The organism is Mucilaginibacter sp. UYP27, from assembly GCF_040547175.1.
Taxonomy (GTDB): Bacteria; Bacteroidota; Bacteroidia; order Sphingobacteriales; family Sphingobacteriaceae; genus Mucilaginibacter.
The window spans coordinates 957380-972601 of the sequence record NZ_JBEPPE010000001.1 but is presented as its reverse complement, the minus strand read 5'-3'; the positions used below and the strand labels follow the sequence as shown (position 1 = coordinate 972601).

Here is a 15222-nt window from a genome sequence, read left to right as displayed (position 1 = left end):
ACCATGTTATTCTGGTATCTTCACCTCGTAGTCCCGAGCAGATTTGAACTGCTGACCCCTACATTATCAGTGTAGTGCTCTAACCAAACTGAGCTACAGGACTGTGTGTTATTTTTACAATCTTGCCACTATTATGGCTGCACCACAACCGATGGCTTCATCTTCCGGGTTGTTTTTTTAGAGAATAAATAAGAAAATAATCATGCAGGTAACAGTTAAACTGTCATTTGCGTACTCAAAGTAATTTTGGATAATGCTCCAGAAAGGAGGTATTCCAGCCACACCTTCCGGTACGGCTACCTTGTTACGACTTAGCCCCAGTTACCGACTTTACCCTAGGACGCTCCTTACGGTTACGCACTTCAGGCACTTCCAGCTTCCATGGCTTGACGGGCGGTGTGTACAAGGCCCGGGAACGTATTCACCGCATCATTGCTGATATGCGATTACTAGCGAATCCAACTTCACGGGGTCGAGTTGCAGACCCCGATCCGAACTGTGAATGGCTTTACGAGATTGGCATCCTGTTGCCAGGTAGCTGCCCGCTGTACCATCCATTGTAGCACGTGTGTAGCCCCGGACGTAAGGGCCATGATGACTTGACGTCGTCCCCTCCTTCCTCTCTATTTGCATAGGCAGTCTGTTTAGAGTCCCCATCATTACATGCTGGCAACTAAACATAGGGGTTGCGCTCGTTGCGGGACTTAACCCAACACCTCACGGCACGAGCTGACGACAGCCATGCAGCACCTAGTTTCGTGTCCCGAAGGACTGATTCGTCTCTGAATCATTCACTAACTTTCAAGCCCGGGTAAGGTTCCTCGCGTATCATCGAATTAAACCACATGCTCCTCCGCTTGTGCGGGCCCCCGTCAATTCCTTTGAGTTTCACCCTTGCGGGCGTACTCCCCAGGTGGAATACTTAACGCTTTCGCTTAGACGCTGACCGTATATCGCCAACATCGAGTATTCATCGTTTAGGGCGTGGACTACCAGGGTATCTAATCCTGTTTGATCCCCACGCTTTCGTGCCTCAGCGTCAATGACACTTTAGTAAGCTGCCTTCGCAATTGGTGTTCTGTGACATATCTATGCATTTCACCGCTACTTGTCACATTCCGCCTACCTCAAGTGTATTCAAGTTCTTCAGTATCAAAGGCACTGCGATAGTTAAGCTACCGTCTTTCACCCCTGACTTAAAGAACCGCCTACGCACCCTTTAAACCCAATAAATCCGGATAACGCTTGGATCCTCCGTATTACCGCGGCTGCTGGCACGGAGTTAGCCGATCCTTATTCTTACCGTACATTCAGCTTCTCACACGTGAAAAGGTTTATTCCGGTACAAAAGCAGTTTACAACCCGTAGGGCCGTCTTCCTGCACGCGGCATGGCTGGTTCAGGCTTGCGCCCATTGACCAATATTCCTTACTGCTGCCTCCCGTAGGAGTCTGGTCCGTGTCTCAGTACCAGTGTGGGGGGTCATCCTCTCAGATCCCCTAAACATCGTAGCCTTGGTAAGCCATTACCTTACCAACTAGCTAATGTTCCGCATGCCCATCTTAATCCTATAAATATTTGATTATCAGAAAATGCTATCCGATAATGTTATGCGGTGTTAATCTCTCTTTCGAGAGGCTATCCCCCAGATTAAGGTAGGTTACATACGTGTTACGCACCCGTGCGCCACTCTCATGAAAAGCAAGCTTCTCAATCCCGTTCGACTTGCATGTATTAGGCCTGCCGCTAGCGTTCATCCTGAGCCAGGATCAAACTCTCCATTGTATAATGTGTTTGTTCAAATCCAGACCCTATTAACTCATCAATAGAAATCTGTAAAAAAAAATATTCTCTTACATTATCCACTATCTTAAGCTCGCTTTAATAACAATCAGTTCCTTCTCTCGAATTCCCTGCCGTTACGCTGCATAATTTATTCTCTATCTCTTTTAAGAACTGTGCGCTTCACCTCGCGGCTCTGCTTTATGTTGTTGACCATTGCGGTCTAAACTCTCAATGTGTATTTCAAAAACCATTGCGGTTTCTTCTGTTTTTCAATGCTTTGCTTCGTTGTAGAAGCGGATGCAAAGATGCGATTATTTTTGATTCGTGTCAAGTGTTATTTTCACTTATTTTGAATTTATTTTTTTCGCTTTGTTTTTCAATTAACAACCGCAATTCCTTTCGTTGTTGCGGGCTGCAAAGGTGCAAATAATCTTTCTGTTTGGCAAGTGAAATATTCACTTTTTAAACTTTTTTTTTATTCGCTAAATCTTCAAAAAACAACGCCCTTTTTATTTGAGCGGCCACAAATGTAAGGAGAAAACCCCTACCCATACAAGCATTATTTTTAAATAATTAAAACAATTATGTAACTACCTGTAAATTAACATCAATTAACGCAGGCGTTATACATGCAAACATCAATCAACCCCATTTAAACCCCAAATTACGTGTTAAAGGCATTATTTGGGGCCATAAAAAAATGCGTAAGTTTGATTTAGATATGGAAAACTTCAACTTCCCGCCACTGTTTTTAGATGATTTGACCGGTGAACAAGGCTTCGACCGCCAAAATTTTATGGATGCGCACCTGTCAGAACCTGCCCCAACATCTATCCGAATCAATCCTTTTAAGCAATCAATGGTAAAAACCGACTCGCAAGTGCCCTGGTGTGCCGAAGGTTTTTATTTAAATGAGCGGCCATCTTTTACGTTCGACCCGTTATTTCACGCAGGTGCCTATTATGTACAGGAGGCATCATCCATGTTTATCGGCCATATATTGAATACCGTTCGCCCAAATAAAGACGATGCTATTAAAGTGTTAGACCTTTGCTCGGCGCCCGGCGGTAAATCTACCTTACTTAATGCGGCTTTAAACAGCAGCGACCTCCTGGTGGCAAACGAGATCGTTAAAACTCGTGTACCTATGTTAAGTGATAACCTTAATCGCTGGGGTACATCAAACACTATAATTACCAATAACGACCCACGGGACTTTAACACCATCCATAGTTTTTTTGATGTGGTACTGGTAGATGCGCCATGCTCAGGCTCGGGCATGTTCCGTAAAGACCCCGCCGCAATGAACGAATGGAGCGAAGGCAACGTGAACCTTTGCCACCAACGACAGGAACGGATCCTCGCAGATATTTACCCCGCACTAAAAGAGGACGGATACCTTATATATAGTACGTGTAGCTATTCGCACCAGGAAAATGAGGATATACTGGATTGGCTTTGCGCCGAGTTTGGTTTAGAAAGTGTACGCGTACCTATATATAAAGAGTGGGGAATTGTTGAAACCGAATCGCCACTTAACAAAGCTTGGGGTTATCGCTTTTACCCGGGCAAGGTAAAAGGAGAAGGTTTATTTGCTGGCTGCCTGCGTAAAAAGGAAAGCAGCGGCGGGATATCCAACTATAAAAACAACGGGCAGCAGAAACTCCCCGCCAAAGAAATGGACATTGTAAAAAGCTATATTAATAATGCAGACGACTTTTACCTGTTTAAAGTAAACGAAGACTGGCTGGCCATAAACCGCGAACACAAAGAAAGCCTGAACATTTTGCACCGGCACCTATATATAAAGAAGTCGGGCGTGCGGATTGGGAAGTTGGCTGGTAACGACTTGATCCCTGATCATGAACTGGCCTTAAGCCTTATTATTAATAAAGAGATTGTATTATCTACCGAACTAACCAAAGAGCAGGCGATCCAATACCTGCGCCGGGATAATATAGACATGCAGATAACCGGCAAAGGCTGGAGTTTGATGACTTACCAGGGCTTAGCTTTAGGCTGGGCGAAGCTGCTGCCGAACCGAATCAATAATTATTACCCTAAAGAGATTAGAATAATGAGCCAGGCAAGCAGTTTGCAGTAGGCGGTTAGTACAGTTAGCAGGTATTGTCTACTGCCAAATAAAAATTGCCAACTGAATTATATATTCTTTCCATCCACTATCTTAAAAAACTCATCCCTGTAAGTATCGCCAACGGGAATTACTTTATCGCCAATGAAAATGCGGCTTCGCTCGATGCTGTCTATTTTATTGATAGATACGATGTATGATTTGTGCACGCGGATAAAGTGCTTTGGCGGCAGGGCGTCTTCCATCTTCTTCATGCCTTGAAGGGTTATGATCCGCTCGGCGGCGGTAAAGATGGATACGTAATCTTTTAAGCCCTCTATATATAGGATGTCGTGCAGGTAAACCTTTTGGATCTTATGCTCGGTTTTTACAAAGATAAAATCGCTCATAAAATCGTCCTGCTGCACAGGCTCGGCCACGGGTGCCGGTTTTGCCGACGGCTGGATGATGCCCTGCGCCTTTTGTACCGATTTAAAAAACCTGTCGAAAGCGATGGGCTTTAATAGGTAATCTACCACATCAAGTTCGTAACCTTCTAAAGCATACTGCGGGTAGGCAGTGGTTAATATCACTTTGGCTTTGCCGTTGGCGATGCGCAGGAACTGGATGCCGGTAAGCTCGGGCATTTGTACATCCAAAAAAACCAGGTCGATGCCGCCATCCTGAACCATAGTAAGCGCCTCGATAGGATTGGTAGTGGCTTTCACCAATTGCAGCGAAGGCATTTTGGAGATATAATCTTCCAGTATATTAAGCGCCAAAGGCTCATCATCAACAACAAGGCAACGGATCATGGCTATAAAACTAAGGATAATTGACAAGTGTACGTATCCGCTTCGTCGCGAATGTCTAAATTATATTTACCGGGGTATAATAGATCGAGCCTGCGGCGAACGTTTGCAAGCCCTATCCCACCGGACGAATCGCGGTTATGCGTATGTTTTTTGTTTTGGATGAAAAACGTTAGGTGACCATCTTCGAGGCTTATTTTTAACAAGATGGGCGATGCCGCATCGTTAGCCACCCCATGTTTAAAGGCGTTCTCTATAAACGAGATCAGCAACAGCGGTACAATATGCTGATCTGTTACCTCCCCTGTTACTTCAAAATTGACGAACGCTTTGTCGCCGAAACGGATCTTTTGCAGATCGATGTAGTTTTGCAGATATTGCATCTCTTTACTGAGCTCCACCTTATTATCGTTGCACTCGTAAAGCATGTAGCGCATAATTTCGGATAGTTTAAGAATGGCCTCGGGCGTGGTATCAGATTTTTGATAAGCCAGGGAATAGATGCTGTTTAACGAGTTGAACAGAAAATGCGGATTGATCTGCGATTTTAAGAACGATAGTTCGGCACTTAGGCGCTGGTTCTCCAGGTCGCGCTGAACGCGTTCGTTCAAGAACCAATCGGTAGTGAATTTTAGAACTGTGCTCAAAAAAATAAAGATGACACTGGTAAATAAGGTACTGAAAGCGTATTGCCAAAAAGTAATGATCTTACCCCCACGCTCTAAAGCGATCTGTTTAAATATAAGCGCTACCCCATATTTGACAAGCCCAAACACGATCAGGGCGCTTATTATATATATAGCGTATTGCTTATACTTCTTAACATCTAAATACTTCGGGATAAGCAACAGGTAGTTTAAATAGAACAGGCCGATGTTAATTACGCCAAAAAGCAAAAATACAACAAGCAATGTTTTCATAGGCATTTTTCCTCCGCTGTGCCCTAAAACCACAAAAAGTGAGATCATGCTTAGCCAGAATAGTAAATGCCAGAAAATTTGCCAAGCCCTTTTCATCTATATATTATAGTGTTGTATCTTAAATTACAAAGCAACCTCACCTGCCCCTCCAAACGAAAGGGTTTAGAACAGGCTTAACCTGCATCTAAAGTAATATTTATACCCGGATTTAGCTGTGCAATTATATGTAGCAACGCATTGTTTCGATGAACAGGCTAAAAAAACCGACGAACGGGTTAAACGTGCTTTTTACCCGTTCATCTACAAATGCTGCCTGTTGGTCTAAATCATTTTAGGGGGTGCGTAATTTAGTATTCCTTTGTTCTATCAAAATCACACACACAATGAAAAAGTTAGTTTCAAACTCAAATCCATTTATTTTATTATTGGCCCCTGTAGTTTTTGCCATTATAATGGGCGTTAGCTACCAGTTTGAACAGAAACAATTTACTGCCAACAATTCTGCTGTGCATGCAACATCATTATTTATAAAAGGCGTAACGGTTGTTAAAACAGTTGCCTCCGTTGCTACGCAAAACCTATGGTAATCCAAACCGAAGGCGTATCATTTAGCTTTGGCAACCAGCAAGTTGTTAAATCACTTTCCCTGCAAGTACCCGCGGGGAGTATATACGGTTTTTTAGGGCCAAACGGTGCCGGTAAAACCACTACCATTAAAATGCTGCTTAACCTGTTACAATCGGGCGAGGGCAGCATTCATATTTTTGAGAAAGAGCTAAACAGCAACCGCATCGAAATTTTAAAACAGATAGGTTCGTTGATTGAGCAGCCCGCCATTTACCAGCACCTTACCGGCCGCGAAAATCTTTTGAACCGCGCCATGCTATTGCAGGTAAACGAAGCAAAGGTTGATGAAATGCTGAAACTGGTACAACTAACCGACGCCGCCGATAAAAAGGCCGGCCAGTATTCGCTGGGGATGAAACAGCGCCTGGGTATCGCCCTTGCCTTATTGAATGACCCCAAGCTTTTAATTTTAGACGAACCCACAAACGGGCTTGACCCTAACGGGATCATCGAGATCCGCGAGTTGATGTTGCGCCTGGTTGCTACAGGTAAAACCGTGTTTATATCCAGCCACTTACTGGCCGAGATAGAGAAGATGGCTACCCACGTAGGCATTATTAATAATGGCGAATTGATGTTTCAGGGAACGATAAGCGACCTGCAAAACATTAGCCAACCACTTATCAATATAGAAACGGATAATACGGTAGATGCCGCTAACCTTTTAAAGCGCCATAACTTTACGGTGACCGACGTTGACCAGGACCACTTATATGTGCCTTTTACATCTAAAGAGCAAATTGGCGAAATCAACACCCTGCTTATCCAAAACGGCCTCACTGTTTTTGGCATCAACAAGCAACGAAAAGACCTTGAAAGGTTGTTCTTAGACATTACCACCAAAGCCAACTAAACACCATGAAGGGATTCTTACTCTCATTCCAGTCCGAATTTTATAAGAGCCGCAAAACACTTGGCTTTTGGAGCGCCGTGCTGTTGCCTTTATTGATAAGCTTACTGGCCTTTACTATATTTTATACCAAAAGCGATAAGTTTTTAACTACCCCACCCATGATGCTGTGGGTACAGTTCACTATGGTTGGCCTGGGCGTGATGGGTACATTGCTTTTGCCTATGTACACCATATTTATTGCCTATTCGGTAAACAATGTAGAGCATAGATCTGATACCTGGAAAACCCTGTTCAGCCTTCCTATATCACGCTGGTCGGTTTACGGAGCTAAATTTTTTTATGCGGTATTCCTCATTTTTTTGTGCCTGGGGCTATTTGCCTTATTCACCATAGGCTTTGGTAATTTATTAAGTGCCTTAAAGCCCGAACTTAAGTTTAGCGCCTACCATATGGAGCTGCAACTGATGCAGGTGTACTTTAAGCTGTTCCTGTCATCATTAGGCATTCTTGCCATACAGTTTTTACTAAGCCTTTTATGGGCCGACTTTTTAAAGCCGATGGGGCTTGGCTTTGTAGCTACCATTGTAGGTGTTACAGCAGCCTCAAAAAACTGGGAGTATAGTTATCTGTTTCCCTACTCGCACCCCATGGTTGCTATAACCACCATGGTAAACCGCGGTGAAAAAGGCGGTGGCCCTACAAAAGAACTGCAGATAGATATGTTTACTAAAGATGTTTATGTAAGCCTTGTTATTTGCGTTGTGGTATTTATTGCCGGTTACTATATTGTACGAAAGAAAAGTGTAAAGTAGGCATTAAAGCTACGAGCCCCGTCACCCAATATCTATCATAAATAAAATGCCCGTGTTAGCACGGACATTTTACCGTTAATTATTTCCTTGTATCTTAGATAAATTTATCACCTTAAAAAACTTCTTATGGGCGGATTCGGCACTACTGAATTGATCATCATCTTTATGATATTATGCTATTTCGGCCTAATCGTATTTGCCCTGATAGATGCCCTTCGTTCAACTTTCCAGGATTCGGTAACAAAACTGATCTGGGTATTGGTTATCCTTTTCTTCCCGTTCTTAGGATCGATCATTTACTTTGTCGTTGGGCGCAATTCTAAAGTCATATAAGCCACATCATCGGTTTAGGCCACTTCACACATTTTTCCGTTTGCATTTTCAGGCTTCGCCTCAGCCTCTTTTTTGTCATTTGCATTCTTACGATATTTAGCCAGGTTGATAAGCAGCACGCTCAGCAATATAATTACCAGCCCGCCAATTTGCAGCCAGGAGATATGTTCTTGCGCAAACAGCACACCTAACAGTACCGCAATAACCGGGTTAACATACGAGTGTGTGCTTACCTGCGTAGCCGGCCTTACCTGCAACAGCCATACATAAGCCGTAAATGCAGCTATCGATCCAAATACGATTAAGTACGCAACTGCCAGCCATGCCTGCAAAGGCACGCTTGTTATGTCAAATCCTGTAAACTCGTGATGTAAAGCCGCGGCAGGCAAAAATGCTATGCCTGCAATAAGCATTTGCCAACCTGTATTAACCCTGGCAGGGCTACTGCTGCTATTATATTTGGAATATAACGACCCCGCCGACCAGCCAATTGGGCCGATAACCAATAACGCTACGCCCCATACCTTGGCACTATCCTGCGGCCCGCCAAGTGCATTTGCCACCTGTTCTCCAAATAGCAATATTACACCTGCAAAACCTATGATCAACCCAACTACCGTGGCGGTACTGGTAAGGTTTTCGCGCCAGTTGCGTTTATCTAATATAACAAACCATATAGGGTTGGCAGATACCATAATGGCAACCATAGCACTCGGCAATGCTTGTTCTACCCATATCACTATCCCGTTGCCAATTCCCAATAATATCAATCCGGTAATGGCCGAATTTATTACATCGCGCTTTACCCAAATTTTATCGCCTTTCAGGGCGCACCAGCCAAGTACCAATAGGCCCGCAATAATGTATCGCATAGCGCCCATGATCATAGCGGGCATGCCATGGATAGCCATCTGGATAAAAAAATAGGTTGAACCCCATACAATATATACCGTAGCAAAAGCTAATACTATTAATAATGTCGAGGGTGCTTTTGGGGTGGTAGTTATCATAATGGTTGTTGTTTAGTAAGTAAAGCGTCTATACTCCATTTATAGTTTGGCAGTGTGGCAAGTAAAAAGCTTGCCGCGCTAACTGTAAAAACCGAGTAGCCTATCGGGGCGTCTATCCCGCGCGATATGGTCATTGATATCGCAAAGGCCAATGTAAGCGCGCCGCTGCCCAAAGCCGCAATGCGTGTAAATAATCCAAATATTAACATCAAACCAAAAACGCCTTCACCTATCGTTGCCAAAACAGCAAGGGGCATTACAAGGCCTTTGGGTAAAAACGACATGGTGTCGTATGACAATAACATAAAATGCTTCCAGTCGCCCCAGCTAATGTGCGGCTGCCCGTAAGCGCCCAGCCAGCCAAGCCTATCGGCTACCAGCCAAACGTACGCAATACCTATGGCTAACCTTAAATACAATGCCATGGCCTGCTGAAATTTCACCTGCTCCATTATTTTTGTTTGATGATATAAAAATACGGGGAAGGTGGCCTATCTTTATAGTCCAGAAAAAACAACAACGATAGTCCAGTATGCAATTTGTAGCAGGTTTATTAAATATTGACAAAAGCCTGCAGGTGCCTGTGTACCTGCAGATAGCCAATGGTATCATCTGCCACATCAGGCAGGGTACTTTAAAACCGGCATCTGCGTTACCCAGCAGCCGGGCAATGGCCGTAGGTTTAAAGGTGCACCGCAATACGGTTGTTGCCGCGTACGATGAATTGTACGCCCAAAGCTGGGTGGATGTATATCCGCAGAAGGGAATATTTATAGCTGCCAATTTGCCCGAGGTTGCGCCCCGCCCCATTGCAGATAATACTCCGCAGCCACTATCCTATCCCGAAAACACACATTTTGAGGTTTGCGAAAACACGCTGGGGCATATCAGCCTTTTTCAACCTGTCCCAAGCCTATCCATCGCCTTTAACGAAGGTTTCCCGGATACGCGCCTTGCCCCGGTTGAACTGATGCTGCGTGAATACCGCCGTTTTGCCAATTACCACTTTACATCAAAATATTTATTGTATGGCCCGGAGCAGGGTTCCGAAAACCTGCGGATAGAACTTGCCCGTTTTTTGGGCGAGACCCGTGGCCTGCATGTAAACCCCGAACACGTACTGATAACCAAGGGTGCGCAAATGGCTATCTATCTTGCCGCGCAGCTATTGCTTGGTAAAAACGACACCGTTATTGCTGCCGACCCCGGCTATTGCGGCGCCAATGAAGTGTTCATTCAAACGGGTGCAAATTTAGAGTTGGTACCTGTTGATGAATGCGGGATAGACCTGGATGCGGTGGAAGAGATCTGCAAAAGGAAAAAGGTAAAAGCACTTTATGTGATACCGCATCACCACCAGCCCACTACCGTTACGCTGAGTTCGGAAAGGCGCATGCGTTTGCTGGAGCTTGCCATGCAATACGGCTTCGCGATACTGGAAGATGACTACGATTATGATTTCCATTACACCAGCAGCCCCATCCTGCCCCTTGCCAGTGCCGATTATTATGGCAGCGTTATTTATATAGGATCGTTTTGTAAAACTATTGCGCCGGGCATCCGCATCGGGTTTATGGTTGCGCCGCCAAACCTGATATCCCAAGCCACTAAACTGCGCCGCATTATCGACAGGCAAGGCGAGCAACTTTTAGAAGAAGCTATGGCCAACCTGCTCAAGAACGGCGACATTACCCGCCACCTTAAAAAAGCCAATAAACTATACCACGAACGCCGGGATAAATTTTGCGCCCTGCTGCAACAGCACCTTGGCGAATACATTAGCTTTAAGATCCCTGACGGTGGTTTTGCTATATGGATGAAATATCTCCATGGCATTAAACCAGCCAATGTTGCAGAAAAGGCGGCAGCCATGGGCCTTGCCATAAGTGCCGGGAAAGATTATTATTACGACAAAGCATTTGAGAGCGAACACATCCGCCTGGGCTTTGCCTCTATGACGTTTAAAGAAATGGAAGAAGCAATTGCGATATTGGCTAAAGCAATTAAAAAACTGGTTTAGTCCTTTTTGCCGTTCTCTACACGTTTCAACTCCTCGCGGCGATCTTTATTAAAGTCGAAATTGTCAAAATCTTTGGTTTGTGGGATGTCTACCTTAAAACCATCCAGTTGGTCAACCTCGATGGTAATATCTCCCGTCATCAAGTCAACAATGTGGCCGCCGTCTTTTTTGTCGTCACTTAAAAAGTGGAAATGGTAGCCGGTGATATTTGGCCCATCCATAAATGTTGGGATGCGGTAACCGACCAAGGTACCTTTCACATTTTCGAAAGTGAAGAAATGCTGGAGTGGCAGCATGTCGGCCAAGGGCTGGTACGGCTTGTTTTTAACCGGCGGAAAGGCCCGCGTTTTTACCAAACTAAAACTTCCTGTTATTTTGATCGCGTAGATGCCATTCTTGTTTGAAAGCAAGCTATCGAGATACTTAAAAAGATCATTTTTTGACAGTTTTTGGTAATTTTTGGTCGTCTTTTGGGCTTTGAAAAAGTTGACAACTGCAAAGGGCGTAAGCTTGGTTGGTTTTACCAAAGATGTTTTACCGGTTGATCGTGTTTGGTATACCTTGCCGTCTAAGATCAGTACCTCACCGTCGAGTTTATCGGGGGCACCCAAACCAAAGTTGCCATGTTGCAGTACTTTGGTATAAGGGTAAACGGCATCATACAACCCGCCAATAAAAGCGCTGGCGTGGCCCGCCGTGTACAACGTATTATTTTTTGTTTGTGCCGATGCATTGCCAAGTGATAGCAAGCACAGCATTATAAATATAGCGTAGGGGTTGCGAAAGGCCATTGTTGCAGGTTATATATTGGCTAATATACTAAATACTGTATGATACTCTCTCACTCTACTAAATTAAAACTTAATCTGTCGCTAACATTAAATGCCTGGTTTGGGTTAACAATATATGGCTGCATTAAAATATATTTATTCCTTTTTCGCACTGTTCATGCTGCTAACGCCTGCCTTTGCGCAGCAAAAGTACACTGCGGCGAATATCCACTCGCATAATGATTATTCGCGGCCTAATGCTTTTTACCAGGCCTTTAATGCCGGAGCAGGCGCAATTGAAGCAGATATACATTTGCGGGATGGTAAGCTGTTAGTAGCCCATGACACTTTGATATCAAAAGCGCCCCGCTCATTGGTGCAATTATATCTACTGCCGATAATGAAAGAGCTGAAAGCCCACCCAAGGCCACTCAATTTGGTGATAGATTTAAAAGGCCCGTATGCACCAATACTCACCGAATTAATGAAAGAATTAAAGCCGCTAAAGCAACTGATAAAAGACAATAACTCAAACCCGTTAAGCATTATTATCACGGGTAACCGCCCGCCTCCTACACAATATAAGAACTATCCATCTTACATTACTTTTGATGACGACCTGCAATTACCACACACGCCTGATGAGTGGAAACGGGTTGCGCAGGTAAGCCTTAATTTCGAGAACTACTCGGATTGGCGCGGCGAAGGCGACCTGCCAATTGTGGAAGAGCGCAGACTTAAATCCGTAATTAATGCCGTGCATGCAGCAGGTAAAAAGATAAGGTTTTGGGCTGCGCCCGATAATATTGCAGGCTGGCAAAAACTGATGCAACTGCATGCCGATATTTTATCTACCGACAAGATCGATGACTTGGTTGCCGAGCTAAACGCGAAGCGATAATTAAGCGTTAAACTGCCTTAAGTGATGGTCGATGTGTTTGTATGCAAGTTGCCCAACCTGGTCTTTGGTCATTTTGCCAAAAAACCAATGCATCAGTTCTGGATGTGAGGCAATCTCATACTCCTGGATCAGCCTTATCCATTTACTTTTCTCTGCTTCCACATCTCCGCTAACTTCGGTAATTTTAAAAGCAGTATCTGTGGGCGCATTCTTCTCCATTGGGGCGTCGTCTTTAAGTGCTTTGCCTAATGCCCATTTCCCCAGCAATCGCCCAAGAAACATTCGCTTATACGCCTTTTTGCCAAGATACATTTCATCAACAACGGTACAATGTTTAAGCATCTGGTAAACATTCATAGTTCCCCATTCAGCTTTACTTTCACGGGTAAGTGTATTTATCCTGCTTATTAAGGCTTTCTGTGTTGCTTTGTCGAAAATAGTTTGCATATCGTTTGGTTATTAACCAAAAGTATATCATAAAAACTATTGTACCAAGTAACATACCGCCAAGTTAAGGGGTTAAACGCGACAGCCCTCTATTGATACACTTTTATAATGGTAATACCTTTTGGAGCCTGCACATCAATTTTAACTTTCCCGTTAACCAGTTTTGTATTCTTTATTTTTACAACACCTAACGGTGTAGGGAAAGCCCCCTCCACAAACTTCAGGTCGCCCAGATGAGGTTTAATTTTTAGCACTTTGCACCCTGGCGCCATTACGTTTACGCCCAGTACGTACTGTGTTAACCATGGCGTAGGGCCGGATGCCCAACCGTGGCTAAGGCTATGCCTGAAACCCTTGTAACAAAACGCGCCATAATCACCATGTATGTCTTTTTTACCATCGGGTACCAATTCATCAATCCGCGAAGCGTTGGGTAACCAATCGATATTAAAATCTTCCCAAAACGTGGTCGCGCCTAACGAAAGCATTGGCCCCCAGTAGTTGCGGATGGCATCGATAGAGCCCTGGTAATCGCCGGCCTTTGCTTTAGCCAGCAGCATGTAGTAGCCAAAAAAGGTGGAATAATCGTGCACGCCCCTGTCAGACAGTACGGCGTTTGCGTTAACCGCCGGCATTAAACCCGACAAAGAAAGCAATGCGGCAGCTTGTTTAGATTTTCCCGGGTCGGGAACATTCTTCTTTAACCTAATTACTGCAGCCTTACATTTCGTGGCGGTAATAGGGTCATTTAAAACAGTTGCCAGGTCGGCACCTGCAGTTAATGTCATAGCAAGCATGCCTTGCAAACCGGCGTGGATCGCTTTAGGATCGGTGCTCGACGGCCAATCCAGGAAACGTTGCCCATCTTTCAATGCTTCGCTGTTATTGGCATCAATTTGTTTAATGTATTGATTCAATAACTTAATCATGTAAGTTTTTTGCTGTTTAAGATAATTTAGGTCGCCGTTGTGCATGTACCAGTCATAATGGATAAGCACCCACCACATAGAATAGGAGATCATCCCGTTCATATACTCGGGCAACGGGGTAATATCTCGTGCCAGGTCAAGGCTTTTAGGCACCACATTGCTGATGCCAAAAACTGTTGCTATGGTTGATGTTTCGGGATGCATATCGCCCACCCAAACCAGGCGGTCGCGTTTAATGCCGTCCCACAAATAATCCTGCATGTTTAGGTGCACCGTATATGCCCCTGTCATCCAGATCTTGTTGAGTAAGGTGTCGCTGCTTTTAAAAGAGCCTAAGTAAGGGATATCCCTAAATATGAAAATGGCACGGGCCTCTTTTAATTTTAATTCGGCATTATCATCCAGCAGGTCTATCCTTACAAACCTAAACCCTGTATTACCCACTTCCAGTTTACCTAACCACGGTAATGAAACCTCAAAATCGCGCATGGCGTGGTCATTGGTGGCGCCTTTTACGGTGTCAATAATGCTCATGGCTTCACTTGCAGATTCGCCAAAACGGATTCGTACCCGTACAGGCTTGCCCCCCCGGGATTGATCTGTAACCAACTGCAAACCGCCATGCAGTTCACGACCAAAATCAAGCAAGATACCCGCCTTGCCCTTATCGGTATTCCGCAGGATGCAAAGGTCTTTACCCGATAGATTGGCTTGTCCGTCGCCTGGTTTTAACAATCGTTCGGCATTTTTAATGTTTGCAAAGTCTTTGGTACTTTGCCACAAGATCCTAACAGGTGATAAGTATCGCCTTACTGTTTCTTCTTTTTGTACATCTTTTAAATGTGTACCGGCAAATACAGGCGGTAGTTGCGCAAAAACACTTTTATAAAGCAGTGCAATTGCAAGTGTTAGGTATATCTTTATTTTGTTCAT

14 protein-coding genes, 1 tRNA gene and 1 rRNA gene are annotated in these 15222 nt (G+C 44.4%); 7 read left to right on the top strand and 9 right to left on the bottom strand.

Annotated elements, in window-relative coordinates; genetic code table 11:
- Positions 1-28: 28 nt before the first annotated feature.
- A tRNA-Ile gene (locus ABIB39_RS04295) sits at positions 29-103 on the bottom strand.
- 159 nt (positions 104-262) lie between these two features.
- Positions 263-1784, bottom strand: a 16S ribosomal RNA gene (locus ABIB39_RS04290).
- Positions 1785-2484: 700 nt separating this feature from the next.
- Between ABIB39_RS04290 and ABIB39_RS04285 the strand changes: the two genes are divergently transcribed.
- Positions 2485-3888: a methyltransferase RsmF C-terminal domain-like protein gene (locus tag ABIB39_RS04285; RefSeq protein WP_354427605.1), complete on the top strand. Its 1404-nt coding sequence runs from the start codon at positions 2485-2487 to the stop codon at positions 3886-3888.
- A gap of 56 nt (positions 3889-3944) precedes the next feature.
- On the opposite strand, the gene ABIB39_RS04280 is transcribed toward ABIB39_RS04285, so the two are convergent.
- Entirely contained in the window at positions 3945-4670 is a 726-nt protein-coding gene (locus ABIB39_RS04280; protein ID WP_354427604.1) for a LytR/AlgR family response regulator transcription factor, read from the bottom strand.
- A gap of 2 nt (positions 4671-4672) precedes the next feature.
- Entirely contained in the window at positions 4673-5587 is a 915-nt protein-coding gene (locus ABIB39_RS04275; RefSeq protein WP_354427602.1) for a sensor histidine kinase, read from the bottom strand.
- 383 nt (positions 5588-5970) lie between these two features.
- Here ABIB39_RS04275 and ABIB39_RS04270 point away from each other — a divergent pair, with 383 nt between their 5' ends.
- From ABIB39_RS04270 to ABIB39_RS04255, 4 genes are all read left to right on the top strand, one after another.
- Complete coding sequence (locus tag ABIB39_RS04270; protein WP_354427600.1) at positions 5971-6174, top strand: hypothetical protein; 204 nt, start codon at positions 5971-5973, stop codon at positions 6172-6174.
- A complete protein-coding gene (locus tag ABIB39_RS04265) occupies positions 6168-7067 on the top strand; it encodes an ABC transporter ATP-binding protein (RefSeq protein WP_354427599.1) in 900 nt (299 codons plus the stop codon). The genes ABIB39_RS04270 and ABIB39_RS04265 overlap by 7 nt, the downstream gene beginning before the upstream one ends.
- A gap of 5 nt (positions 7068-7072) precedes the next feature.
- On the top strand, positions 7073-7879 hold the full coding sequence (locus ABIB39_RS04260; RefSeq protein WP_354427598.1) for an ABC transporter permease: 807 nt from the start codon (positions 7073-7075) through the stop codon (positions 7877-7879).
- Between the two features lie 126 nt (positions 7880-8005).
- The gene (locus ABIB39_RS04255) at positions 8006-8212 is read left to right on the top strand and encodes a PLDc N-terminal domain-containing protein (RefSeq protein WP_354427596.1); all 207 of its coding nucleotides are present in this window, start codon (positions 8006-8008) and stop codon (positions 8210-8212) included.
- Positions 8213-8226: 14 nt separating this feature from the next.
- Here ABIB39_RS04255 and ABIB39_RS04250 read toward each other — a convergent pair whose 3' ends face one another.
- Complete coding sequence (locus ABIB39_RS04250; RefSeq protein ID WP_354427594.1) at positions 8227-9222, bottom strand: EamA family transporter; 996 nt, start codon at positions 9220-9222, stop codon at positions 8227-8229.
- On the bottom strand, positions 9219-9674 hold the full coding sequence (locus ABIB39_RS04245) for a DoxX family protein (RefSeq protein WP_354427593.1): 456 nt from the start codon (positions 9672-9674) through the stop codon (positions 9219-9221). The genes ABIB39_RS04250 and ABIB39_RS04245 overlap by 4 nt, the downstream gene beginning before the upstream one ends.
- Before the next feature lie 80 nt (positions 9675-9754).
- On the opposite strand from ABIB39_RS04245, the gene pdxR reads away from it, so the two are divergent.
- Positions 9755-11242 (top strand): MocR-like pyridoxine biosynthesis transcription factor PdxR, encoded by a 1488-nt coding sequence (gene pdxR, locus ABIB39_RS04240; protein ID WP_354427591.1) that lies wholly within the window; start codon positions 9755-9757, stop codon positions 11240-11242.
- Here the strand turns inward: pdxR and budA are convergent.
- Entirely contained in the window at positions 11239-12033 is a 795-nt protein-coding gene (budA, locus tag ABIB39_RS04235; RefSeq protein ID WP_354427589.1) for an acetolactate decarboxylase, read from the bottom strand. The genes pdxR and budA overlap by 4 nt on opposite strands.
- Before the next feature lie 115 nt (positions 12034-12148).
- Between budA and ABIB39_RS04230 the strand changes: the two genes are divergently transcribed.
- The gene (locus ABIB39_RS04230) at positions 12149-12913 is read left to right on the top strand and encodes a PI-PLC domain-containing protein (RefSeq protein WP_354427588.1); all 765 of its coding nucleotides are present in this window, start codon (positions 12149-12151) and stop codon (positions 12911-12913) included.
- Here the strand turns inward: ABIB39_RS04230 and ABIB39_RS04225 are convergent, their stop codons facing one another.
- Both ABIB39_RS04225 and ABIB39_RS04220 read right to left on the bottom strand, forming a co-directional pair.
- Positions 12914-13360, bottom strand: coding sequence for a DUF1569 domain-containing protein (locus ABIB39_RS04225; protein WP_354427587.1), 447 nt, complete (start codon positions 13358-13360; stop codon positions 12914-12916).
- Between the two features lie 89 nt (positions 13361-13449).
- Positions 13450-15222 (bottom strand): alpha-L-rhamnosidase-related protein, encoded by a 1773-nt coding sequence (locus tag ABIB39_RS04220; protein WP_354427585.1) that lies wholly within the window; start codon positions 15220-15222, stop codon positions 13450-13452.